The sequence below is a fragment of the Undibacterium sp. FW305-107 genome, from assembly GCF_058788535.1.
Map to the genome: position 1 here is coordinate 1 of NZ_JBYTAV010000005.1, position 24,483 is coordinate 24,483.

Annotated in this window: 17 protein-coding genes; 5 read left to right on the forward strand and 12 right to left on the reverse strand. The window is 48.7% G+C overall.

Going from position 1 to position 24,483, the window contains the following annotated elements:
- On the forward strand, positions 1–1,782 hold a 1,782-nt coding region (locus AC3WQT_RS12045), incomplete at its 5' end, for a beta strand repeat-containing protein (protein ID WP_492704161.1).
- A gap of 269 nt (positions 1,783–2,051) precedes the next feature.
- Here AC3WQT_RS12045 and AC3WQT_RS12050 read toward each other — a convergent pair.
- The 3 genes from AC3WQT_RS12050 to AC3WQT_RS12060 are packed head-to-tail and all read right to left on the reverse strand — an operon-like array spanning position 2,052 to position 4,180.
- A complete protein-coding gene (locus AC3WQT_RS12050; protein WP_492704162.1) occupies positions 2,052–3,011 on the reverse strand; it encodes a GlxA family transcriptional regulator in 960 nt (319 codons plus the stop codon).
- Positions 3,012–3,017: 6 nt separating this feature from the next.
- A complete protein-coding gene (locus tag AC3WQT_RS12055; protein ID WP_492704163.1) occupies positions 3,018–3,929 on the reverse strand; it encodes an EamA family transporter in 912 nt (303 codons plus the stop codon).
- Between the two features lie 17 nt (positions 3,930–3,946).
- Positions 3,947–4,180: a DUF1272 domain-containing protein gene (locus tag AC3WQT_RS12060; protein WP_492704165.1), complete on the reverse strand. Its 234-nt coding sequence runs from the start codon at positions 4,178–4,180 to the stop codon at positions 3,947–3,949.
- Positions 4,181–4,307: 127 nt separating this feature from the next.
- Between AC3WQT_RS12060 and AC3WQT_RS12065 the strand changes: the two genes are divergently transcribed.
- Positions 4,308–4,973, forward strand: a complete 666-nt coding sequence (locus AC3WQT_RS12065) for a ribonuclease HI family protein (protein WP_492704167.1) — start codon at positions 4,308–4,310, stop codon at positions 4,971–4,973.
- Between the two features lie 32 nt (positions 4,974–5,005).
- Here the strand turns inward: AC3WQT_RS12065 and AC3WQT_RS12070 are convergent, their stop codons facing one another.
- Positions 5,006–5,884 carry a LysR family transcriptional regulator gene (locus AC3WQT_RS12070; RefSeq protein WP_492704169.1) on the reverse strand — a complete coding sequence of 293 codons (879 nt, stop codon included), beginning with the start codon at positions 5,882–5,884 and terminating at the stop codon, positions 5,006–5,008.
- A 120-nt stretch (positions 5,885–6,004) separates the two neighbouring features.
- On the opposite strand from AC3WQT_RS12070, the gene AC3WQT_RS12075 reads away from it, so the two are divergent.
- The 3 genes from AC3WQT_RS12075 to AC3WQT_RS12085 all read left to right on the forward strand — a co-directional run bounded on the left by AC3WQT_RS12075 (position 6,005) and on the right by AC3WQT_RS12085 (position 8,144).
- Positions 6,005–6,418, forward strand: a complete 414-nt coding sequence (locus AC3WQT_RS12075; protein WP_492704171.1) for a VOC family protein — start codon at positions 6,005–6,007, stop codon at positions 6,416–6,418.
- A complete protein-coding gene (locus AC3WQT_RS12080; RefSeq protein ID WP_492704173.1) occupies positions 6,415–7,362 on the forward strand; it encodes a 2-hydroxyacid dehydrogenase in 948 nt (315 codons plus the stop codon). Before AC3WQT_RS12075 ends, AC3WQT_RS12080 begins: the two co-directional genes overlap by 4 nt.
- A gap of 323 nt (positions 7,363–7,685) precedes the next feature.
- Positions 7,686–8,144 (forward strand): cache domain-containing protein, encoded by a 459-nt coding sequence (locus tag AC3WQT_RS12085; protein WP_492704174.1) that lies wholly within the window; start codon positions 7,686–7,688, stop codon positions 8,142–8,144.
- Between the two features lie 144 nt (positions 8,145–8,288).
- Here the strand turns inward: AC3WQT_RS12085 and AC3WQT_RS12090 are convergent, their stop codons facing one another.
- The 8 genes from AC3WQT_RS12090 to AC3WQT_RS12125 form a co-directional block, all read right to left on the reverse strand.
- The gene (locus AC3WQT_RS12090) at positions 8,289–9,677 is read right to left on the reverse strand and encodes a hypothetical protein (RefSeq protein ID WP_492704176.1); all 1,389 of its coding nucleotides are present in this window, start codon (positions 9,675–9,677) and stop codon (positions 8,289–8,291) included.
- Between the two features lie 293 nt (positions 9,678–9,970).
- A complete protein-coding gene (locus tag AC3WQT_RS12095; RefSeq protein ID WP_492704178.1) occupies positions 9,971–10,675 on the reverse strand; it encodes a GDSL-type esterase/lipase family protein in 705 nt (234 codons plus the stop codon).
- 36 nt (positions 10,676–10,711) lie between these two features.
- Positions 10,712–11,578 (reverse strand): rhamnogalacturonan acetylesterase, encoded by an 867-nt coding sequence (locus AC3WQT_RS12100; protein WP_492704180.1) that lies wholly within the window; start codon positions 11,576–11,578, stop codon positions 10,712–10,714.
- 70 nt (positions 11,579–11,648) lie between these two features.
- Complete coding sequence (locus tag AC3WQT_RS12105; protein ID WP_492704181.1) at positions 11,649–12,839, reverse strand: rhamnogalacturonan acetylesterase; 1,191 nt, start codon at positions 12,837–12,839, stop codon at positions 11,649–11,651.
- A gap of 248 nt (positions 12,840–13,087) precedes the next feature.
- Complete coding sequence (locus AC3WQT_RS12110; RefSeq protein ID WP_492704183.1) at positions 13,088–15,385, reverse strand: TonB-dependent receptor domain-containing protein; 2,298 nt, start codon at positions 15,383–15,385, stop codon at positions 13,088–13,090.
- 232 nt (positions 15,386–15,617) lie between these two features.
- Entirely contained in the window at positions 15,618–18,389 is a 2,772-nt protein-coding gene (locus AC3WQT_RS12115; protein WP_492704184.1) for an exo-rhamnogalacturonan lyase family protein, read from the reverse strand.
- Between the two features lie 70 nt (positions 18,390–18,459).
- Positions 18,460–20,358, reverse strand: coding sequence for a rhamnogalacturonan lyase (locus tag AC3WQT_RS12120; protein ID WP_492704186.1), 1,899 nt, complete (start codon positions 20,356–20,358; stop codon positions 18,460–18,462).
- A 23-nt stretch (positions 20,359–20,381) separates the two neighbouring features.
- Positions 20,382–24,377 (reverse strand): beta-galactosidase, encoded by a 3,996-nt coding sequence (locus tag AC3WQT_RS12125; RefSeq protein WP_492704187.1) that lies wholly within the window; start codon positions 24,375–24,377, stop codon positions 20,382–20,384.
- Between the last annotated feature and the right edge of the window lie 106 nt (positions 24,378–24,483).

Below are 24,483 nucleotides of genomic sequence, written 5' to 3' on the forward strand. Positions count from 1 at the left end.
ATCAACCTGGCCGGTGCACAACTGTCCAACATCGAAAACATCACTGCGAACTCTGCGGTTGTGATTACTGCTTCCCAGTATGCTGCTCTGGTCGCTGCCCGTGCTGCTCTGTCCCTGAGCACACCAGTGATCACTTTCACAGGCAATGTGCCACATCAACTGACTATCGTTGATGACATCGCTGGTGTAAACAACATCGATCTGTCCTTGATCTCTGTTACTAGCGGCACTTTGGTGATTGACACAACGTCTTCTTCCAATGCAACTGGCGGCGGCGTGAACAACACGACAACATCCAATGCAGTGACAGTATCTGGCGGCGCAACAGTAACAACAGGTGTTGTTGGTACTAACCCAGTCAACGGCGGTGGTACAGCATTGACTCCAACAGCATTGACAGCTGGCGGCACATTCAACAGCACATTGAACGTGAACGACAACTTCACAGGCTTGACTGCAACTTTGAGTGGTACAACTGTCAACGGTAATGCTGCTGACACAGATATCATCACTCTGGGTGATGCAGCTACTGTTGCTATCGGTAACGGTACAACAGGCGGTACTATCACCAACATCAAGACTCTGAATCTGGCTAACGCAACTAACACTATCACTTTCGGTGCAACTACCACTGGTATTACTACAGTGAATGGCGGCACAGGTAATGACAGTGTGGACGTAACAGGTGCTGGTGCTTCCTTCGCAGCTGGTAATGTGAATCTGGGTACAGGTACTAACAACCTGACATTGGGTAATTTCACTTACGCTGGTACTTTCAGTGCAGGCGCAGGTACAGATACGTTGACATTGGCAGCTGGTGCTAACATCGCTGGTTCCAACATCTCCGGCTTTGAAAACTTGACATTGGCAGCGACTGGTGTGTACACCATGACTGCAGCGCAATACAATGGCTTCACAGGCACTGTAACTGCAGGCAATACAGAAACTATCGCTCTGACTACAGCCGGTACTATCGTTGCTAACGCTGCGATCGAACGCTTCACACTGGCTAACGGTACTAACACTTTCACTGCTGGTACTAACACAGTGAGCGTTGTTGGTGGTACAGGTGCAGATACATTCAACTACACAGCAACACAAATCGCCGGCGCAACAACGCTGGACGGCGGCTTGGGTGCAGACGTTCTGAACATCGGTGCTATCGGTGCTAACTTGAACATCTCTGCTCTGGTTACTGGCGTTGAAACACTGAACGTCACTGGCTCTGCAGCAACTGGCTACACTTTCACCAATGAAAACGGTGCTGGTGTTGTTCTGAACTACTCCAAAGGCGCAACTGGCGACGTAGTTGTTCTGGGTACAGGCGGCCAAACAGTTAATCTGTTGGGTACAGCTGCGACAGCAGTAACAGTCACAGGCGGTACAGGTGCTGATACGATCAATCTGTCTGCAACTGCAACTGGTGCTGAAACTATCACTACTGGTTCTGTTCTGGGCAATATCGATACAGTGGCAAACTTCAAAGTTGCTGGCGCTGACGTGTTCAAAACTGGCACTGCAGCAACAACATTGAACTTGTTGTCTATCGCTTCTGCTGATACAGCAACTCTGGCAGCAGCCATCGCTACAGCAGCAACTGCAGCTGGCGCGACTCTGGCAGCTAACACCCAGGCTTACGTCATCACTGTAACTGCAGGTACAGCAGCTGGTACTTATGCCTTCCAAAACATCGGTGGCACGGTAGGTACTGTTGATGCAACTGACTTTATCGTTAAAATCACTGGCGCAGGTTCTATCGTTGCCGGCGACTTCATCGCTTAATTCAGTAAGCTATGCAGGAAAATGGGTAGCTTGCTACCCATGCAGCAGGGAGAGAATATCCTCCCTGTTGTGTAAAAATAAAAAACCCACCTCTGGAAAGCGGTGGGTTTTTTGCAATGTGACTTGCAATTGTTTTAAAATTAAGCCGATATAGATCGGTAACAAGGCCGGGGTAAGATCCCTTCACAGCACGATAAGAACAGACAAGCCCGTCACTGTAAAGTGTCGGGCTTATCTGTTTTTATTAAATGCCATTTGAGCCTGACGTGCTATCTGAATTGTCCGGCTGAAGGTGGGGCAGAAAAATGCATGTGCCAAATACGTCTGAATTGTCTTGCTGAGCCAAAACCGGCTGCTTCAGCAATACGTTCTATTGACCAATCAGTATTAGCCAGGAATTTACTCGCCAGCGATAAACGGAGTGAAGTCAGATAGGTTTGTATTGAAACTTCTGCATGTAACTTGAAGAGCCGTGTGACATGGCGTGTGCTGCTACAGGCAATATTTGCCAGTTCAGTCAAGTTCCAGGGATAAGCAGGATCTTTGACCATGGCATCCTGTATTTTGTGAACGATGGGATGCAAATGGTTACGACATTTTAGCCACGGCGATAATTGTGGGTCATTGCCCGAGCGACGCATGTACACCACCAGATTGCGTGCTACCGCACTCGCTGCCAACGGGCCGGCTAGTTCGCTAACCAGGTGCAGCGCCAGGTCTATGCCTGCAGTAACGCCGGCACTGGTACTGATACGACCGTCTTCAACGAAGATGCGGTTTTCTTCTATCCTGATAGAGCTATCTATTTCAGCTAATTCATGACAATGATTATGATGTGTGGTTGCCTTATGGCCACTTAATAAGCCAGCGTGAGCTGCCAGTAAGGCACCAGAACAAATGCACACCACCCTGTGATCGGAGTGCACATGTTGTGACAGCCATGTGATGGCAATTTGTGCGTCTGGCAGCGCATAGACTTCATTGCCACCAATCAGTCCGGGCAAGATCAGGATGGTATTTTCAGCAAGTTGTTCCGGCAAAGCTTGCAATGGTCCTAGTTGCAAGCCAACAGAAGAGTTGACGCTCTGCTTGGGGCTGATAAAGTGCATCTCAAAACGCACTGCATCCTGATAGCGATTAGCGAACAAGAGCGCATCTGCTGGCCCGGCGATATCCAGGAGCAGAGTGTCTGATAACAATAGAAAATAAATTGGCTGAATGCGGGGCATGGTCAGTCAGGCGAATATATTGCGTAAATTGTGAGCCAGTTTTGACCCGAATACATTAATGAGTAAGCCCGCCATTACAGTAACTGCACCTAATAGCTGGATTTGACTCAGTTTCTCATCAAGCATCAACCATGCTGCTGTCAAGCCAACCACTGGCACTATCAGTGTCAACGGTGCAACCAGATGGGTGGGTAAGCTGGACAGTAGTTTTCCCCACAAGGTATAACCTATCAGAGTTGCTGCGACTGCCAGATAAACAATAGTCAGGCCAGATGACAAACTCATATTGCTCAAGCTATGCAGAATGACATTGCCACCTTCAAAAAGATAAGAGAGCAAAAGAAATGGCAGTATAGGCACCAAAGCGCTCCATGACACCAGGCTCAACACATTCGTCACACCTATCTTTTTATTGATGACATTACCACTCGCCCATGAAAATGCTGCGCATAAAGTCAGCATAAAACCTGCCAAGGTCACTTGACTGGCTGAGCTGGCAATACTTGCGCTGCCCAATAATATCAGACCAACGCTAGCTACCAGCATGCCAAGTAAATTACTGGTGCGCAGCTTATCGCCAAACACCATAGCAGATAAACCGACGGTAAAGAAAGCCTGAGCTTGCAAAACCAGCGATGCTAAACCGGCCGGCATACCAACTGCCATCGCTGTAAACAGAAAAGCAAATTGTCCAAGGCTGATAAACATGGCATACGCCAATAATAATTTGAAAGGCACTTTTGGGCGTGGCAAAAAGAAAATTGCCGGGAATGCCACCAACATAAAGCGCAGCGCTCCCATCAGGAAGGGGGGGATGCCTTTCAAGCCTATTTTTATCACCACAAAATTCATCCCCCACAGCAAAATGACAATGGCAGCGATCAGTATATGGTGTGTGCTAAGGACAGATTTGGACATGGATTAGTCAATTGACGTTAATTTGTTTTTGCATGTACGCGTTTGTTCGACGCAGGATTGTTAAGCAACTTATTTTGAGGTCTGATAGGCCTGGGGACAAAATTTCCACCACAATTCGGACACACGCCTTGCAACGGGCCTTCAACGCAATTGCTACAGAACGTGCATTCAAAAGTGCAGATGCGGGCTTTGTCAGAATCTGCTGGCAAATCGCAGTCACAACGCTCGCAATTTGGTCTGAGTTCAAGCATGATACATTTCCTTTCTGTTGTGGGTGAATATCAAGAAGAATATCAGTTTTAATGTTACATGCCAGTGTAGATCGCGACCGATATCGGTCATATCAGGACATCTATTAAATCCAAATTACAAAGCTGTATGTATTTCAATTTTACACATCAACAACTGATCAAGATTGCCACACGCAAAGAGCATGCACTTAGCCGCCAATTGGCAAGGCAGGAAAAACTGCAACCAGTGCAGGCGCTTTTTAATCTGCTGGAACAAGCAGCACAGAATGCAGGTTTGCAGGACATCGCAGAACTTGCATTACAGCGCGATGCAGTAAAAGCGACAGGTGCAGCTCATAGATTGGCAAAGAAAGCAGAAAAGAAGAGGGACAGAAAAATTCAGCAACTTACCGCTTTGCCCTTAAATACGTGGCAAGCCTGGTTCGATGGCTCGGCTGTCCCCAATCCTGGAAAGTGTCAGATTGCTTGCATATTTAAAGCCCCGGATGGCCAAAATTTTGAATACGTAGGTCATATGGAATATGGTGACAGCTGCGATGCAGAATATAGTGGTTTGATTTTGGTATTGCGTCAGGCGCAACAACTCCAGATTGTGAACTTGCTTGTGCGTGGAGATAGCCAGGTCGTCATCAATGACTTTAATCAGATCAAGGCTAGTGACTTGGCGCGTATGCAGCAATATCGACAGCGGGCACAACAATTGGCCTCAGCTTTTGAGCAATTGCAGGTATGTTGGGTTCCTCGACACAAAAATCAAATGGCTGATGCGCTTACTCAAATCCGCTCAAAATAGCAAAAATGAACTCGGCTATTGATCAGATGAAATTAGAGCCGGTCAGATCGGGACTTGATCTTCAATGATTGAGTTAACAGGTCCAACATCGCAGGCCGTGAATGTAAGGTTTTTCTGAGTAATACCAATTCGCGTGCATATGCCGGATCAGGTATGCTGGTTAATGCACAATGCCTGGCCAGTTGCTCAAGACCTGACCAATGCGGTATCAAGCTAACGCCTACATCATCTGCCACGAGCATAGCGATGGTTTCAAGTGCATCAAGGTCGCACATGGCTTGCAGCTTCAAACCCTGGTCTTTAAGGTACTTTTCAGCATAACGCCCACCCCATGCCATCGGGTCATAGCGCAGATACGGTTTTGATTGCAGTGTAGATTTAATATCACCCTGTGGCACATACCTGGAAAGCAAAACAAGGTTCTCTGTCTTGATGCGGTATGCCGTCAGGCTTTTGGGCAATTCAAACGCTGGAATAACCAGTATCGCTGCGTCTAACTCTTCATCCAGTACAGCCTGATACAAGGAGCGGGATGTACCAGGCACGATACCTGGCTTCAGATTCGGGGCGTGCCTGTTCAAATGGCGCAGTACTGCGGGCAGCATGCCTGTCATTGCGGTAGAAATGGCACCAATCTTTATCGTGCCGGTTAAACCATCCGTGTCTGCATCACCAGCCAACAAACTGACTTCGCGCACAATATTGCGTGCCCGTGGCAATAAATGCAAACAGGCCTCAGTCGGCCTTGCTGCATGCATGTGTCTCGATAATAAAGGAAAACCCAGTTCCCTTTCCAAAGCCTGAATTCTCTGGCTGATGGCGGCCGCAGTCAGGTTTTCAACTCTTGCGGCTTCGGCGATCGAACCATACTCTATCGTTGCGATCAGGCTTTGCAAATACCGGGTGTCCATAAAAAATTCTTTTGAACTTCATAAAAATAATATGCTATCTCTTTCGAATGAATGGCGCTAGCATTTCAAGCTTGCTGAATCGCTATGCGAGCAACAATAATTCAACAAGGAGTCAAATGTATGAAGGCCTTATTTCACCTTGCCTATCACGTACACGATCTTGATCAGGCCAGGCAATTTTATGCGGGCATACTGGGTTGTTGTGAAGGGCGTAGCACTACCACCTGGGTAGACTTTGATTTCTTTGGTCACCAAATTTCCCTGCATTTGGGTGCGCCCTTTGCCACGACTAACACTGGTAGGGTAGGGGATCATATGGTGCCCATGCCTCATTTAGGCGTGATTTTAACGATGGCTGATTGGCAGAAATTGGCTGAGCGATTACGCAGTCATGAGCTGACATTTGTGATGGAACCAGCGATACGCTTTGCTGGTCAGCCAGGTGAGCAAGCAACCATGTTTTTTCTCGATCCCTCAGGTAATCCTATAGAAATCAAAGGTTTCAACAATCTTGAAAGTGTTTACGAAAAATGACATCAAATGTAATTCCATTCTTGGCTGCGCCTGGTTACTCTCATACTCAAGCTTGGGTAGATGCACTGCAAAAAGCCTTGCCTGATGAGCAGATTCTCGATTTTGATGTCATGAGTGATGAGGATAAGGCTACTTGTAAAGTCGCCATCGTCGCCAACCCCAATCCGGAACAATTAAAGCAATTGCCACAACTGCAATGGGTGCATAGTGTCTGGGCCGGGGTGGAGCGCCTGGTCGCCGACTTGGGTAATACAAAATTGAAAATAGTACGCCTGATTGATCCGCAACTTGCCAGTACCATGGCAGAAGCCGTGTTGACATGGGCGCTGTACCTGCATCGTGAAATACCTGCTTATGCGAGACAACAGGCGCAAGGACTATGGCTGCCACGCACTTATACGCCTGCCCAGCAAAGGACTGTAAGTCTGCTTGGCCTGGGAGCCTTGGGGGAAGCTGCAGCCCAAAGTTTGGTGAGGGCAGGGTTTACAGTTTGTGGCTGGAGCCGTAGTGAGAAATCTGTTGCTGACATTGAATGTTTTACTGGTGAAAGTGAATTGCCTGCTATGCTGGCGAAAACCAGTATCCTGGTTTGTCTGTTGCCCTTGACACCTGATACCAGGGGGCTTATCAATGCCAAGGTGCTGACACAATTGCCGCTTGGCGCATCCGTGATTAATTTTGCCCGCGGCGCTGTCATCAACGACGAAGATTTGCATGCAGCCCTTGATAATGGTCATGTTTCGCATGCAGTTCTTGATGTATTTGAAACGGAACCATTACCGACATCAGAATGGCATTGGCAACATCCGCATGTGTCAGTATTGCCACATTGTGCGGCACCAACAGATAGAGCGACCGCTTCGCTGATTGTTGCTGAAAATATACGGCGCTATCGGAATAGTGGCGAATTACCGCAGACTGTGGATATTGTCAGAGGGTACTGATACGCTACAAATGCTATTCCTGCAAAATTGAGCTTACTCTTCAAGGGAGTATGCAGGAGGCAATGTCTTGAAACGAGCCCTTTCTTATGCAACGGGAGATAGGGTAAAAATTATCTGTTAATTGACGCTGTATTTTGTGGAGACTGTTCTGGACAGTCTTATTGTCCAACAATATACTGATTTTCCATATGAGCTTCTGATGCTATTCGTGTCTCATATTCATTTTAAGGGAACAGAAAATCTTCTTGATACCATAATTGCATATTCAAACCTACAGTTTCGACGTTCTCAAAAATAAATTTTATTTCTTAAGGAGACGCACCATGAGGAAACTTTTTTCACTGATCTTATTTGCATTTTTATCCTTGTCGCTACAAGGTTTTACGCATGCGGCCGAAAATAGCAGCAGCGACCAGGCCAAGGCGATGGTTAAAAAAGTGATTGCCTATTACAAGGCAAATGGCAAAGACAAGACCTTTGAAGCTGTGAACGACACTGCTGGTCCTTTCAATGAACGCGATCTGTACGTCGTCGCATATGATCTGACGGGTACAGTCGTTGCACATGGGGCTAACAAGAAACTGATAGGCAAGAATATCATTGATCTTAAAGATTCTGATGGTGTGATGATCATGAAAGAACAATTATTGGCAGCGAAGGGCAAGAATGCAGGTTGGGTTAATTATAAATGGCCGCACCCTTTGACCAAGGAAATGACGCAAAAATCCATGTATAACGAAATCGTTGATGATGTCATGTTTGCCAGCGGAGTTTACAAATAACGCTCTGCATATCTCCAAAAAAATGAAAACATAGTTTCCAAATGGCAAGAAATTATGCGTCTATTTTGTTGTTAAAGACGGGAGCAATCAATACTCCCGTCATGCCTGTTTTCAGTGAATTATTTCACTTGATATCACTGTAGTTCAAAATCCCAACAAGCCTTTCAAGACATCTGTTGCCTTGACCTTGGGTTCTTCTTTTGGCTCAGGTCTTTGCTGCTGTTCTGCTTGCGATGCATTGTTTGACCTGCGTCCGCCCATATCACCCATGCCACCCAGAATAGAGCTGTAAGTCGACTTCATGCGCAGCTTAGTTTGCCAGTCAGGTTCCCAGGCTATTTTGGGATCACTTGGACGTGGTGGATATGCAAAATAAGCGTCTGAACCATACGCAATCATGCGCAGCATGCCAGCACCTTGTTCACCAAAAATGCCCTTGGGGACATCACATTTGGTCGTGCTGGCAGGCAGGACGACTTTTTCATTAAGCCATTTATCAACATCTGCATTCGCTTGATAATCTACCAGACCAAAACCAAAGTCTGGTAATTCACTGGATGTCCAGACCACGACTTCAGGATTATCACCGCCACCAGACTGACCACCCATGACGCTAATGAAATAGCCGCGTGCACTTGGCACTGGTTTCCATTCCAGGCCAACGCCGCCGGTCTTCTTGGTTTGTACCAGTTCAATCGCCGCCATCAAATCATTGTTTGACGCCAGATTGAGTTTGAAACTTTCAGGTATGCCATTACCAACAAACTGATGTTGTCCTACCAGTGAGGCTGTATCCGGCACTTTTCTATCATCGTTCTTGTTAGGCCATGCCGGGTTGCCAGGCTGCGAACGCGCGCCCTTGGTGACTTTGCCGCGCATGGCAAAGAATTTTGCATAGTCCTCTGGTGACGCCTTGGAAGCATCGAGTGTGCGAGGTTGGCCGGGTCTTATAGTTTCACCACAGCCCCAGTAAATCGAAATCTTACCTTTGGGTTTTTCATAATTGGGCTCTGATGGTGTTTCTTCAGATTGGGTGTATTGCACAGGCTTTTCTGGAGCGGGAGCTACCAGCTTCAAGCTATCACCCAGATTCATGCCAACGGGTATCATCTGGTTGGCATCTGTCAGCGAGGTATTCTTGTTTGTGAAAACTGACACATCCATAAATTTACCGCTGACAAAACCCATGGAATGAGTATTGCCGAACACGTTTCCCCTGTCATTGTTAGTTGTGCCGCCACGAGTCATACCGCCCAATGCACCGAAAAATCCACCAGACTGCGCGCCCTGCATGGCGCCACCCATCATGCCGCCAGGCATATCGCTGGCATTGGTCGCCAAGTCGATATACGCAAAAGCAATCGGGGGTTTAACCACTTGTGTTCCAGTTTTTGTAGTGGTGGTTTTGCTTTGTGCACTGGCGGCGGGTTTGGTTTGTGATGTTGCAATCAGAGGGGCGGCTAATAAACCGCAGGTAATGAGCGTTGTTTTTAGAAAAGGCACGCTGCTTTTCTTTGTCATCAAAGTCTTCATGGAATAACTCCTGTTATCGATCAGTTGCTGAAAGAGAAAAACCAGAAAATTTTTTGAGGCTGAGGATGTTCTGGCTCAAACCCTTGAAAGGATTATGTTAGCGCAAAAGAATCGCAACAATACGGATTTGATCCAAACATTTGCTGCAAGAATTTATTTTCCTTGCAATTTGAGGATACATATTTAATTTCCACGCAGATGTGGACGCGGAAAATTAAAACAAAGACAGAGTGCTTGTTTATCGGTGCTGCGTCAAAAAAAAATGAAAATTGAATTTGCCAAAAATGGCTATATTATTTTTGGTTCATCATTGTCGAAAGCAAAGGTTCCAGGGCGTTTGCCCAAATTTCGTATCCTTCAATAGATAAATGCAGCTTGTCCTTGCTCATACCTTTCCAGTTGTCACCCAGAGGTGGAAGTTGCGCAGCGAGATCAAGGTAATAGATGTTTTTTTGATCGTCCAGCGGTGCTAGTAATGTGTTGGTCGCTGCCATTTTTTCTGTCGCTCGCGCATTAGGTAAAATACTTAACAAGACAATTTTGATCCCAGAGAATTTCTTTTGAGTTGCCGCAATGACGGCTTTTACACCATCAGCAATTTCTTCTGGCGTATCTTGTACATTATTTGTGCCAATAAGGATGATAGCGATCTGAGGCGCAAAGGCAGACAGATCGATATTTTCAAGGCGCCAGATCGTATGTTGAGTTCTGTCCGAACCTAGTCCGAAGTCGATAGCGCGTTCTTCAAAATGTTTTTTCCATACGGGGGAGCCAGCTCCCCAGCGCCATTGCTCTGTAATAGAGTCCCCGATGAAAATAAGATCAGCCGGGCGATCCTTTCTGAGCGTTATATAGTCATTGAAGTAGACTTGATAAGCCAATTTCGGACTGTAATTCTGATCGCTTGCAACAGTAGTTGGCTGCTTGACTGGCAGCGAACCTACTTGCGCATTGCAAAGGGATGTGAATAGAAGAGCAGAAAAAAGTAAGCGTTTCATGAGGCGATCAATGATGGTAGAAATTCGTCAAAAAAATCACTCAGGTTGCGGTGAGATTAGACCAGCCTTAAGTGAAAGATAGTTGTTCAAACCATTGCTTGAAAGACCCTTGATGCCTGCAATGACAGATTCTGCATTGATCCTCGCACCAGTAATGTTGGTATGGGTGCGCTGATCGCTAAATAAGGTATCGACTTTTTCTTTACCCAGGACCTCATATGTTTTACCAGTAATAGCTGTGACATCAATCAAGGCTACCTGCGTTTCGTTTGCTACAGTGCTCGCCAGTTTGCGATGCTCGGCGAAATCATTAACCCAGTCTTTGTGTGGAACAGGTGTGGCGATGATGATGGAAATACCTTTAGCCCTGGCATCTTGTATATATTTCTTCAAATACCAGCCATAGCTATGTACGATCTCAATACTGCCATCTGGTTTGTTGATGATTTCGGTATCTTCACCGGTACTGCGCAAGGAACCCCTGAATTTACCTCTGGCATCCACTGGGCCAACATCATTGTGTCCAAACTGTACAAGCAAAAAATCACCGGCTTTCATTTCACCCAATACCTTTTCCCAGCGACCTTCCTGGATATAGGTGCGACTACTGCGGCCGCCTATGGCGCGATTGATGACATTGATCTTGCTGAGGTCAAAGTAGGGTGCAATCTCATCAGCCCAGCCACGCATGGGGGCATCACTGCGAGCTGTGGAGTCACCAACGATAAAGAAAGAGGGCAGTTTTGGATCTATCGCCTGTTTGGCCACCTGTTTGCTTTCTTCCACGATAGGTCTGTCATCTTCCTTGGCAGTCTGTGCTGAGGCTATACCGGTAACCGCCAGGAGGAGAGCGATTTGTATGGCCTTGCGCCAGGAGAGAGTAATTGTGTCGTGTATGATCATGAAAAGTCCTGTGAGCGGTGCAATAATAACAATTGGCCAAACTGATTATAAGGTGCGCATCAATAAGAACTCAACTGCCATCTGGTTTCTTGGTGCTGACATTGGCAGGACTGGCCGGTACAAAAAACGATTCAGGAGCATCCGGTTTTGCAGGATCGAAACTCTCTGATTGAGAAAGAATGGATTTTGCCAGAGGTAATTTGGCTTGGCGTACACCCTCAACTACGCACTTTGCCAGCTCGTAAGCGCCATAGGCATTGTGATGCGTACCATCGCCCGGTTTGAAGGCAAGTAATGATTTCTCTGGCCCCAGCGCTTCATAAAAAACCTTGCTCATGGCGTGTAAATCGATCAGGGGCAAGCCTTCTTCTTTGGCTACTTCGCGTACGGCATCCGGATAGCCCTTGTGTGAATTGGTGATTATCTCCCCATCAAACGTACGACGTTGCACCTGCGTGACCAGAATCACTTGCACATGCTTTTCAGCCAGTGCTGCTGTATAGGTTTTCAGATTGTTTTTGTAGGTGGCTGCATCTATTGCCTTCATGTCATTGTGCCCAAATTGAATGAACGCATAATCGTTAGGCTTGACCAGACTGAGTACTTTGTCCAGTCGGCGTGCTGCTCTGGACGAGGTCAGGGATTCGCCAGATTGCGCATAATTGGCGACACTGATATCGGATGAAAAAAAGCGTGGCAACATCTGACCCCAACTGGCATAGGGTTCGCCGGGTTGATCGGTGACGGTGGAGTCCCCCAGCAAATAAAGAGTAGGGATGTTGTCGATACGTTCTATCTCGATTGCTTCAAGGCTGGGGTGAGTGCCGTTGAATTCCAGTGTCAGCTTCTCATCCCAGGTAAATTGTTCTTCTGCTGTTTCACGCGGCTTTAGTTTTACTTCACCACCACCTGCAATGGCTGGACGACGGACATTAACAACAAAGCTTCTGTCAACTCGCTCACCTTTTTGAGTAACCACTTTCTCCAGCATCAGACGGCGTGTCTCGGCCTTCACCGTGGTTTCGGATACGCTATCAGCATCACCCAGTGTGACTTTTACACGGTAATTTCCTTCCGGTACTGCCACCGAGAACAGGAAAGGTTTGGTGCTGCTGACGCCAGTGCGGGTGCTAAGGATTTGCGCGCCGTTTTCAAAGCCATATCCAGTATCGACCGTATAGATAGTGTCGGGTTTTATAGCCTGGGACTTAGCTGCTGGTTTGACATTGAAATCAAATGAATATGTCTGCGCATACAGCATGCAGCTAAATGCAGCGCCGTTAAGAAAAATAAATGCGTTTAAAAGAGACAGTATCTTCATAAGTGAATGTGGTAAATGAGTGCGTAGGAACTAAATATGAGCAAACAAATTATCAAGGTATTTTAGGGGGGCCACGTAGCAAAGTGCAGCATCTTGAAAAACAATCAAGCCTATGATTAACGGTATGAAATGCAAGTGGCCTGCTGATTGCTATCAGCAGGCCACTTCAATGCGAATGAATTTGGTTTTTAGCCTGACGGGCGGCGCATTTCAGGGCGATTATTGCCAGATCCAGCCGGAGTAAAGCCACCAAACCGATACGAGAGGCCAACATAGATCAGGCGGCCATCATACCGTCTGGTGTTGCGCTCCTTTAGCGTATCCGTATCGACTATCGTTTCTGTTTTGTTGGAGTTGAAGATGTCAGTGACATTCAAAACCAGATTCAGATTTTGTGTAATGTTGTGGCGCAGACTGAAATTAGCTGTCGAATTGGGTTGACGGTATCCTTCTCCTGACAGGGTTTTTCCCTGCGTATTCAAACTCAATTGCAGATGGTCTTGATCACTAAGCTGATAATTGAAGCGCCCGCGCAAGCTCAGTGAAGATGCTGAACGCTGTATCTCCTGGCCAGATGTGGTCAGGATTTTTTGTTCTGTGAATAAAAGATTACCGCTGGTATTGATAGAGAACTTGGGTGTCACCTTGCCACTGAGCGTGAATTCTATACCGCTGGAATGATTGCCACCGCCATTGTCCAATGTAGTCAGTAATACCGTGTCAGTAATGAAAGTGCGGCGATACAGTATGCTGTCACTTTCTTTGCGATAGTATCCTCTGATATTCATGTCCAAGCCCATCGCCCGTGTTTCGTAAGCAAGTTCAAAAGAGTCCGTCTGGGTCGGCTTTAACTTGGGATTGCCGCTCGATACATTCAATTCATCGCGGTACACAACAAAAGGATTCAACTCATTCGCATTGGCGCGACGTATGCGATGGGCATAGCTAAAACGTATGGTGGCGTCGTCGCTGGCTTTGTAGCTGACAAAGAAACTGGGAATATAATTAATATAGTGATTGGTTGCTCCAATTTGCGCAGTCAATTGCTGAATATCGATATGCGTGTATTCAGTTCTCAACCCAGCCAGTACACCCCATTTTTCATTCAGGCGTAACTGATAGGAGCCATATAGTGCAATGTTTGCTTCATCCAGATTATAGCGATTGGTGCGCAATGGATTAATCGTTGCTATGCCGCTGGCGGGATCAACATTAAAATATCCTGTATCGAAATCGCTTTTGTTATTGGCTATTTTATAGCCCATCTTCAAAATTCCCCGATCATCTGGGCGCTCATAGTCACCGGTAAAATCGACGATTTTGATGTTGTTGACGTTATTTTGCTTGCTGTGTATGTCGTTGAAGAAACCAGGGTTAATGGCATACACATTCGAATAGTTATTTTCGCTGGCATTGCCAGACGCTGAAACACGCAAATCCAGGCGCATCAGTTCGCCATTGATATCGCCCTTATGGTCATAGCGCCCACCCCAGCTATAGTTGGTGCTTTCTCCACTGCGCAGGGTAGAACGTACATAGTCACTATAAGGATTATTGTTTTGATCAAGTGTGAGGTAATGATCGGTCGATTTTTGATCATTGCTGCGCCTGGCATAAGAAAAGTTGGCACCCAGGGTATCTTTGGTGCCAAGGTTATAAGTGACTGCCGCGTTGATGCCAGATGAATCATTCAGCCCTGCAGAGTTGGATGACTGGGTACTGTGTTGGCTAATGCCAGTGAAGCCATCTGTGCGGTCGCGAACTGCTTCACCCACTGAATTTCTGCCATCGTGACGGAAGTTGACACCACCCTGTATGCCAAATGGACCCTCATGATAACTACCGGATAATGCAGTGTTAAAGCGACCTGCAGATCCGGCGTTGGCATTGATAACGCCAAAGCCACCTGGTTGACGATTGCGACGCATTACCAGATTGATGATAGGCCCGCCACCACCTTCATTACCGAATTGCGCGCCAGGATTGTTTATGACCTCTACCGACTCTATATCATGTGAAGGCATGGCATTCAACGCAGCACCACGGTTGTCACCCTGCATCATGGCAGATGGCTTGCCGTCAATCAGAATTTGTACTTTTGTACTGCCTCGCAAACTGACCGTGCCATCGGGATCGACCGCTACTGAAGGGACATTATTGAGTGCATCTGCTGCTGTTCCGTTAGTGCTGGCAACATCTGATTTAACGTCATAAACCTGGCGGTCTATGCGATTGCTAGGGCGTTCTGCCTGCACCGTAACAGATGGAATATCAGCATTGCCGGGAGCAGCTTGTTCTGGTGTTGCGGGTTTGATTTCCGTTTTATTGACGGCACTCGTCTTGCTGTCAACTTCTTCTGGTTTGTTGTCCCCAGTTTTTGCTGGGACCGTAGCATTGGGTACGTTGACAGCGGGAGTAGCAGGTGTAGTTGGTATTGCAGGTACAACTGGTTTTGCCGGAGGCTGCGCGTAAGCACTGTGTCCCATACACAAAATCTTGGTGATTAACACACCAAGTACCAGGTTTTGGTTTGTCTTGCCACCATGACGGATAAATTGCGTTACAGTTGAAGCGCATCTTTTTTTACTACGTGTAGTCATGATTTAGGTTTAGTTAAATACCATTGGATGAAATTGCCAACACTATGACGTAAAAATGCTTGCGTGGTTCAACTTGCTTTGTATCAGTTTGTTGTCAAAAGATAGTTTTTCCATTTGTTCAGTCGTTGTCGGTAGCATCCATTTTTTTTAGGTCTGCGATCGAAGGAATATACTCACCGATTAGCGCCAGGTTTTGTATTGCTGCCAAACCCCATTGTGCCGTGTCATTGGTACTGATCCAGGGCACTTCATCGACCGGATTCAAACTATTAACACCCTGCACATGTACTGTCTTCAGCAATGGAGGTACACCACGGTTGCCAAAAAACTCGCGCCAGGCGCGTTGTGCCAATGCCGGATTTTTGTTTTTCCAGGCAACGTAGGCAGTGAGCCTGGAGTGACCGTTACGCAGGGCATTGCCAGCACCGTGCGGCATGCCCAGTGCATTGATCTGCACCTGTTTGCCTGCATTAAAGAGCTCGCAATACTGCAGCCATGCTCGTACAAACCCGGGTTCGTCAGTCAGGGTCACCAGTTCGGCAAAGATTTCTACCGCACCAAAGACAGCATTCAAATGGCTGGCAGATGCGCGGTTGCCAAAGACGTTAATCAGATGGCTGGTGTCAGCGTCATAGGCAAAGCTGTTGCCATTGAAAAAACCATGGGGCATGCCAGCTATGTCGCGCATGCCGGTCAATATCTTGTTGCGGTATTTGATGTCACCGCTGCGCTCCCATTCGGTCAGCCAGTTACCGGCGAGCGAGCCCCAGTCCGTGCCGAAACCAGCATGTGCCTTGATCTTGTTGATATCTTCTTTAGGTTTGAGTTTGCGTGCAGGATCGGTGGTTTCCAGTTTTTTGTCAGCGTCTATCAGTGAATGCATGATGTCACCTATACGCTCATCTGCCGTCAGGTAATAATAAAAGCGGCGATAGACGGCGGCACTGATGCGCAACTGCTTTGCACTGCAGCCCCAGTGCTGGACATTATGGCGTGAACCCAGACCGGCAAACTGGCCCAGGTGATGGGTATCAACTTCACTGGTATGCCTTACCATGGCTTCGGCAAAACGGAAGATGTCTGCCCGCCCGGTGCGTAGAAAGGAATACCAGAGCCATAGATCAGGGGAGAGTTCGGAATTATCCCATGCAAAACCACCCACGTCATAACGCCACTCATGCCGGTCCAGATCATAGGTATGGCGGATGTCACCGTAATCCCAGAAGCCATACCAGTGGCGTTGCTCTACCTGTTCCTTATAAAAATTGAAGCGGAAATCAAGCTGATCTTCAAGCGCTGCTTTTACGGGATGCGAGCGATCAGGAAGGCTCCATAGCCCTCCGAAGACGCCAGTCGCCAGGATATGGCTGGGCTTCGCCATCAGTTGCGGCGGTGTCTGTATGGCATTGGCAAACTGCACCAGTTTTTCCCTTGAAGGAGTGGCGGCGCATACCCATAAAGTGATTTCGCTGCTGCGGGCCACACCCATAGGGCTGCCAAATCCTTTTTCATAATCTTCGTAGGTGATTTCCAGGCCTTCGCGTTCCTGATCATGGGTTTCCATACCCATGCCATCATGATAAAAACGCAGATCCATGGCCGGGGCATCAGGTGACCACATCCAGACGGTGACCTGGGCGGTATCGGTATGGGCCTGACGGATATCCAACTGGGTGGGATGACGTTGCCAGAAATCACGCAAGCCAAAAGCGACGCCGCCACTGACCCCGCCTATATAGCCGGTACCGGGTGATCTGTGTCCCCAGGCTGCTTCCACCCAGCCGTAACCGGATTTAGTGCGTTTGCGTATCTTGAAGCCGTCTGCTGATTGTTGTGACAGGGTGTAGTCACCCCATGCCGGCACCAGATGGATCAGGCGCTGTATCACGTCGGGAAATTGTGTCAATGGCGGACAGGCGAGACCTGCCAGTTGGGCATTCCGTACTGCGGGGCCAGGGTCACGGCGTAGGCCGGTCATATTACGCACACCTTCTGCCCACAAACCTGTGTTCTCACCGGCAAAGCGCACATGCCTGTCATACAGCGCGTCACGCATGGCGACATCGAAGCGTAAACCTATTCCGCGCAAGAAATCGCGCTGTTCATCACCATCATAAACAAAGCTGTGCATGATGCGTATGGTATCCGCGCCTGCATAGAAATACAGCCTGAGTACGAATGGCAACCAGGCCCGTTTGGCATCCTTGTGCATGCCTTCCACCTTCAGTACTGCACGTACCGGGCCATCTTGCTCTAGACTGACCTGGCTGATATTGCTGAGGTAATTGTGCTGACGGGTGGTACCGTTTTCGCCATCTGGCTGATCATCGTTGATGACGACCAGGTGGCCGTTGCGCATGATGTCTTTTCCATCACGCTGCACGCTGCGGATAAACTGTGCCCCATGAGTGGCCACTTCGCACACCATCAGGCCGGTATCTATCAAATACCTATCTTTGCTTTGTTTGACGCTGACAATCTTTTCAGATGGCAGGTTAGTTTTTGCTACAGGCTTAACCTGCAATTCAGAGCCCAGGCTGACGCCAGCAGCGACTGCATGTGCAGTCCATTTCAAAGTGCCATCGGGCCAGTATGCCAAGGGCCAGCTTTGGGCAGGCAGGTCTTTGCCGTCCTGATTGATCAATTGAAATTGTTGGCTCTTGGTGATCTTGCCGCGTGGCCAAGGTACGCCTACTGTCGTACCTGTCAATATCTGTGGGGCTTTGGCTTCCAGCCAATTCAGACGTATGAACTCATCTGCTTTTACTGTAGCACCTGTGGTACCCATATTGTCCGCAGACAGATTCTGTGCTTGTATGGATGGTATTTGGCTGGCAAATGCGGTAGCTGCCGTTGTCTTGATGAAACTGCGACGCGTTAATTTAAACATTATCCGTTGCTTTATAGGTCTGGAGATAGCTGTGCTTGTTGCTTAATCGCGCATTGAAAATCAGGGCGTATCAAGGTGTGTAAATGGGCTCTGGCTTGGTCACGGTCATACCATCACCCAAGTAAAAACTTGGGTGAGGGGGCTGGTTGTAACCGGCATTTTGTCCCGCCACTTGCATCCTGTATTGCGGATTGTGCATCAGGCTGGTGATACGATGCGCTGTCGGTATGGTGGTACTGAATACCAACAGGGCAGTGCTGTCACTATTGCGCCAGACAACTTCTTCGCGCCAGTCACCGAACAAGTCTGCTGACAGTACAGGTGTAGATTTGGTGCCATTATTGGATGCAGCATTGTAAGTCGCACCATTCAGCAATCTCTCGAAGGCGAAGGCTTTTGGATTCCATTTTTCTATGAGGGTGCCGTCCAGTGATTCACGCAAGAGATCACCATCCCACCAGACTGCGAAGTTGACGCGGCGTGGATGCTGGGGTGAAATTTCCACACCTGCGGCGCTCATCAGCCCACCGACTGATCCCCAGCATTCTTCACCGGAATAAGCAGGATCTATGTCCATGCAGACGCCTCGGCCAACATCGGCACCTTTGCCATCTATGCTCCAGAGTATTTTTCCGGTAGCAGCATCATGCATTTCCAGACCATGCGGGCCATAACAACTTGGTGTTTCATGCACCATGTAAATTTGTTGTCCCGGGCGATTGGGATCAAGCTTGCCTACATGCAGGGCATCACCGTGGCACAGGCCCGTGCTGTACAGCATCTTGCCGTTGCTGCCTACCGTGGCAGCGCCATAGATGAGGTCGTCTTTGCCATCGCCGTCCACATCAGCGACCGACATCCAGTGTGCGCCCTGGTCATTGACCGGACTGCCTTCGATATCGCTGTCAAATGTCCAACGGCTGGTGAGTTTGCCGTCGCGCCAATCCCAGGCTGCAATGACGGCGCGTGTGTAATAGCCGCGCGAAAATACAGCGCTGGGACGTTCTCCATCCAGAAATGCCACCGTGCCAAGAAAGCGATCTACCCGGTTGCCATATGCATCACCCCAGGCAGCAACATCGCCACGTGCCGGGATATAGTTGGTGCTGGCCATGGCGGCACCGGTCATGCCATTGAATACAGTCAGGTATTCAGGGCCGGATAAAATGTATCCCTTGCTATTGCGATAGTCAGCAGCTGCATTGCCGATGACTTTGCCTTTGCCATCTATGGTGCCATCCGCAGTTTTCATCATGACTTCTGCCTTGCCATCACCATCGAAGTCGTACGCGAGGAAGGTGGTGTAATGTGCACCGGCACGGATGTTCTTGCCGAGATCGATGCGCCACAACAATTTACCATCGAGCTTGTAGGCATCCACATAGGTATTGCCGGTGTAGCCAGCCTGGGAATTATCCTTGGCATTAGTCGGTTGCCATTTGATGATGAGCTCATATTCGCCATCACCGTCGAGGTCCGCTGCAGAACCATCATTCAGCATATAGCTGTAACTTGATCCATCAGGGGTAATGCCATCGGCCGGTTTTTGTACAGGTATGGTTTTATATAAATTGCTCCATGTGCTTTTGGGCGCATCTGCCAGCAATTCAGCACCGTCAATGACCGGACGTATAGTGTAGCTGCTGGCAGGTGTACCTGCGTCATCGGTGTAATTGGTTACATGCTGGGGTACTCGGTTTAATTTTTCCTGTCCGCGATAAATATTGAAACTGATATTTTCTGGATCGGTTCCCAACAAGCGCCAACTGATGAAATTGGCCTTGCCGGTATTGATGGCTACGACCCCGCGATCGAGTTTTTCCATTTGCTTGCCGCTCAGCGATGTGTTACCCAGGCTTACAGTTTTGGCTTTGACAGTGGTATGGCCTGCTGCCTGCACCTGGCTGTTGTAAACACCGGTCAGACTGGTGACTACCAAGGCGCAGGTCAATACATGATTGATTTTCATATTTGCAGATTTTCTGTTTGTCATCAGCGTTGCAGATTGGAAGGGCTTGGTACCAGTTCCAGCGGTACACCACCACGGGCTGCGCGTATCTTGACCAATTCCAGTGGCTCCAGCGCATTCGCAGGCTTGCCATCGGTACTGACTGCCAAAGCAAGCGTATTTTCACCATTCGGATTCAATATGCCCGGTGGCAGGATGAAAAGACGTTGCGGGCCTATATGGGAAATGAAATTCCCTATATTCCAGCCATTGACGAAAATCAGGACGCGATTTCTGCGGTCAGAACGTGGCTGACTGGTATCACCTATGGCCAGGCCTAGTTGTACGTCATGGCCAGCCGGCATATCCAGATTGAAATTGGTACGTAACCAGTAAGTACCTGCCGCTGGTGGTGCAGCGTCGGGGCTGGTTTTTTCCCAACCGTTATTTTTTTTCTCGGCATCAGGTTTCGCACCAACCGGCAAATACCAGCCTGCACGTTCACCATACAGGCCGCCGTTATTCATGGGGCCGCGTACCAGATCAGCAATTTCTTCACCGCCTTTATTACCCTGGATTTTCCAGGTAATTGGTGTGGCAAATTTTTCTTTGATGTCATGCGTCAGCGACACGCTGATCAGGCCACGCGCTACTTTATGTTCATCGTCCGCTGCCAGATCCCAGTTATGGGAATTATTTCTGACCATGACAGACAGTACATGCTCGCCTGCACTTAATGCCTCGGCGGGCAGCTTGAAGTTGGCCGTGCCCCAGTTGTCTGGCTTGGGTTTCCCGGTCGGCATTTCATTTTCGCCGATGTAGACACCATCCAGCCACAGTTGCATGAAGCCTGCACCGCCACCGCCATAGCTTATTTCCAATTGTTCAGGCAGTGGTTTGTTAGTCTGAACCTTGAAGTAACCTCGGTACCAGACATCGCCATGGTGAAAGCCATAATCACTCATGCTGAGTATGGGTTGACCAGCAGGTGGTGTGGTCTTGATAGTGGCTGCAGTAGAGGTCAGGTCAGTCTTGCGCCACTTGCTGTCGTCAAATACTTTGGCTGCCTCAGGCGAATCCATGCGGCGCATCCATGTTTGTTGCATCAGTTTTGGCAAAACAATGTCAGCAGGGCCAGTCAGGGGCTCGGTCGACAAACTGCCATCAACATTCTTGTTGCTGGCGATGGCGACTGTATTCCAGGTAATGTGCGTGACGGCTTTTGGTGCCCATATGTCCAGCTTACTACTTTCGTGAGTATCGCCACTCAGGTGCAAGGTGCTGCCTTGCACGCTGGCCTGACGCACCAGTGCTGGCGAGCGCTCAAGGACGGTACCGTGCGAGGTTTCCTGGCGCCAGAAGTTGCGTCCAGTTTCATCATCTGCCAGCAAGAGCAATAAATCTGCTTTGCCGCCACCACTGATACGTACACGTATCAAATCCTTGTGCACATAATTCAATCGCAGATCGCCGTTTTTAGGATCAAAGACTGTATTGACTGCACCTTCCAGTACTTCGACTTTTGGCGCTGATTTATAACGCAGCACGGTTTCACCATCTTCACCCTTGCGGCCATACAGCAGGGCGATATCGCGCTCGTCTTGTCGCAGGTGGGTCTGGGTATCTGATGTAGTGTAGACCAGATGCTGGCGCTCCAGTGCATAATCAGATAACAGCAATTTGACGTTCTGGTCCTTGATACGCAAAGTACCTGCCTGCGGAATCTGGTAGCTGCCATTACGTGTAGTGAGCTTGAAGCTGAATAATTCTTCCGTGATGGAATCGGTCTTGGTATGGATGGCGAAAATCAGACGTGAGCCATTCATCGGACTGATATTGTGGTACAGCCTGACCGCAGGATTGGAAGCGGTGATTGCCTCGCCTTTATCCATGGCACTCAATACAGATTTTGCGGCTTCTACAAAATGACCCATCTGTTTCAATGTCAGGGCTTTTTCGCGCAAGCCACGGCCTTCGTCAATTGCTGCACCATAATCGTAGGACGTATACACCACTTGCGCTGGCAGCCAGCCCCAGGATGTGCCGCCATACATCATGTAGATGGAGTGGATGGAAATGCCATTGATCAGATTCGCGCCATAGAATGTGCGTACGTATTTCGACCCGGTGCGCTGCGCGGTACAGTCATAGGTACCGACGCTGCCCCAGAAATCAAACCAGCCGCCGCCCATTTCTGCTGCAAAGCCTGGTGTGTTGGGAGAGGCGAGGGCTCCAATCTTGACAGGCCCAGTTCCTGTATTGGCAGGGATTTCACCATACATACCCCAGTTAGGCACGACATTTGGTTTGCCAATTTCTTTGGTATTGGTGCAGCCGCCGCCAGGGTATCCGTCAAAGCTGTACAAGTCAGTGGGGCCAGGCACTGCGTAAGGAGCGCTGGAATTGGGTGGGGTCCAGTTAGGCAGGCGACCGGCAGAATTGTGGAACAGCGGCACGCTGATGCCATCCGCCCTGGCTTTGTCTGCCAGGTGTTGCATATAGCGCTTATGCGTATCCGAGGTATTTGATAATTCGTTTTCCAACTGATAGGCAATCACGGTGCCACCGCCAGTGGTGATTTGATGGCGCGCGATGATCGCATCAACCTGGGTCAGCCATTCATCAGCAGACTGCATATATTCGGCAGCATCAGTACGGGCAATCGCCTTTTGCCTGGCCAGATAACCGGGGAAACCACCCAGTGTCAGCTCTGCATTCACATAAGGGCCGGGGCGGGCTATGACATACATGCCTTCCTGTTCTGCCATTTCTATCGCCAGTTCTACATTACGTATGCTGGAAAAATCATATTGATTCGGGCGAGATGAGTGATAGCCCCAGTCAAAGTAAATGGCTACAGTGTTGAGGCCGGTGGCCTTCATTTTCTGTATGACATCACGCCACAGTGAGGGATTGGGCAGGCGGAAGGGATGAAATTCACCGGCCCAGATCATTTCCCTTTTGCCGTCTATCATCAGCGAGTGTTTATCCCAGGTGATCTTCCTGGCAGGGGCTTTGGCTGCGGTGGCCTGCTCGAGGACCTTGGTCGGTTCGCTGATGACGGTGAAATGGCGTACCGCACCCGATACGCCACCCAGTTCTTGCTTTGCTGACCAGGTTTTGAAATTGTCCTTGCTGTCTGAATACCAGTAATGCTTGGTCGTATAGTCGTCAAAGTAAATGCGCCAGCCGCCATCTTTCAGCTTGACCAGGGCCTGGCCTTCCGAAGGCTTGCCCCAGCCTGCCCAGTCGCCAGTTTTTTCCACTTTCCATGGCCCGGCAAGAGCTGGGGCGGACGCCATTTCTATGTACTTGCTGGTTTCATTTTTAGTAAAGACCACGTAGCGTGAGCCATCCTTGACGGGGAAGGTATCAATGTAATTATTTTGCAGACCTGCCATAGCCTGGGCTTGTGAGAAATTGGCATATGTCTTGTCCAGGGCATGCAGCACATAGGCACCAAAGGGACCCTTGGTCCCCTGTGTGGATACTGACACGACGATGTGCACCGAGCCGTCACTGTCGGTAAACCATTCTGGCGCCCAGACATTGCTGACCTTGCTCTTTGTGTCAGCTAATTGCAGATGTATATCGCGTACATGTTGCCAGTGGCGCAGGTCGCTGCTTTTGGCGACGCCAAACGTATCGCCAGCCCAGCCTGTCGTGTAAATCACATAATAATAGCCATCGTCTGCATGCAAAATGGATGGGTCGCGCAGCAGGCCCTGTGGTGGTGTGTATGCTTCTGATGCGAGCGGCACAAAGCTTGTGCCATCATAAGAAGTAAACAAGCTGAGCTTGTTTTGTGACGTAGAAGGAAAGGCAGACATCAGGAAGCTGGTGTCGCCCTTCAGCGGGGTCACCTTGGGGTTGGCATTAGGTGGTGCAACGCTATTATTGGTCTGTACCTTGTTGGTACTGGTCAGCCCGAAACTGTCCATTAGGGCATCACCTGTGATGGGGGCGCTTTGTGGCGTATTTTGCGGTGACGCAGTATTTTGTACCTGTGCCAGGACTACGCTGCAGGTTAATGCCAGCATAGTCAATCCTAATCGTACTACTGAGTTCATCATTTTCCTTCTGACCATAGTCAAACAAAGAATTGGGAATGAGTAGATGAATGCCCACACCAGGCAACGAGCCATG

Coding starts and splice junctions, on each gene's coding strand:
- AC3WQT_RS12115 (WP_492704184.1), bottom strand. CDS start 18,389: ATGTTTAAATTAACGCGTCGCAGTTTCATCAAGACAACGGCAGCTACC.
- AC3WQT_RS12120 (WP_492704186.1), bottom strand. CDS start 20,358: ATGAAAATCAATCATGTATTGACCTGCGCCTTGGTAGTCACCAGTCTG.
- AC3WQT_RS12055 (WP_492704163.1), bottom strand. CDS start 3,929: ATGTCCAAATCTGTCCTTAGCACACACCATATACTGATCGCTGCCATT.
- AC3WQT_RS12065 (WP_492704167.1), top strand. CDS start 4,308: ATGTATTTCAATTTTACACATCAACAACTGATCAAGATTGCCACACGC.
- AC3WQT_RS12125 (WP_492704187.1), bottom strand. CDS start 24,377: ATGCTGGCATTAACCTGCAGCGTAGTCCTGGCACAGGTACAAAATACT.
- AC3WQT_RS12095 (WP_492704178.1), bottom strand. CDS start 10,675: ATGAAACGCTTACTTTTTTCTGCTCTTCTATTCACATCCCTTTGCAAT.
- AC3WQT_RS12105 (WP_492704181.1), bottom strand. CDS start 12,839: ATGCTGTATGCGCAGACATATTCATTTGATTTCAATGTCAAACCAGCA.
- AC3WQT_RS12085 (WP_492704174.1), top strand. CDS start 7,686: ATGAGGAAACTTTTTTCACTGATCTTATTTGCATTTTTATCCTTGTCG.
- AC3WQT_RS12110 (WP_492704183.1), bottom strand. CDS start 15,385: ATGGGACACAGTGCTTACGCGCAGCCTCCGGCAAAACCAGTTGTACCT.
- AC3WQT_RS12070 (WP_492704169.1), bottom strand. CDS start 5,884: ATGGACACCCGGTATTTGCAAAGCCTGATCGCAACGATAGAGTATGGT.
- AC3WQT_RS12080 (WP_492704173.1), top strand. CDS start 6,415: ATGACATCAAATGTAATTCCATTCTTGGCTGCGCCTGGTTACTCTCAT.
- AC3WQT_RS12100 (WP_492704180.1), bottom strand. CDS start 11,578: ATGATCATACACGACACAATTACTCTCTCCTGGCGCAAGGCCATACAA.
- AC3WQT_RS12050 (WP_492704162.1), bottom strand. CDS start 3,011: ATGCCCCGCATTCAGCCAATTTATTTTCTATTGTTATCAGACACTCTG.
- AC3WQT_RS12090 (WP_492704176.1), bottom strand. CDS start 9,677: ATGAAGACTTTGATGACAAAGAAAAGCAGCGTGCCTTTTCTAAAAACA.
- AC3WQT_RS12060 (WP_492704165.1), bottom strand. CDS start 4,180: ATGCTTGAACTCAGACCAAATTGCGAGCGTTGTGACTGCGATTTGCCA.
- AC3WQT_RS12075 (WP_492704171.1), top strand. CDS start 6,005: ATGAAGGCCTTATTTCACCTTGCCTATCACGTACACGATCTTGATCAG.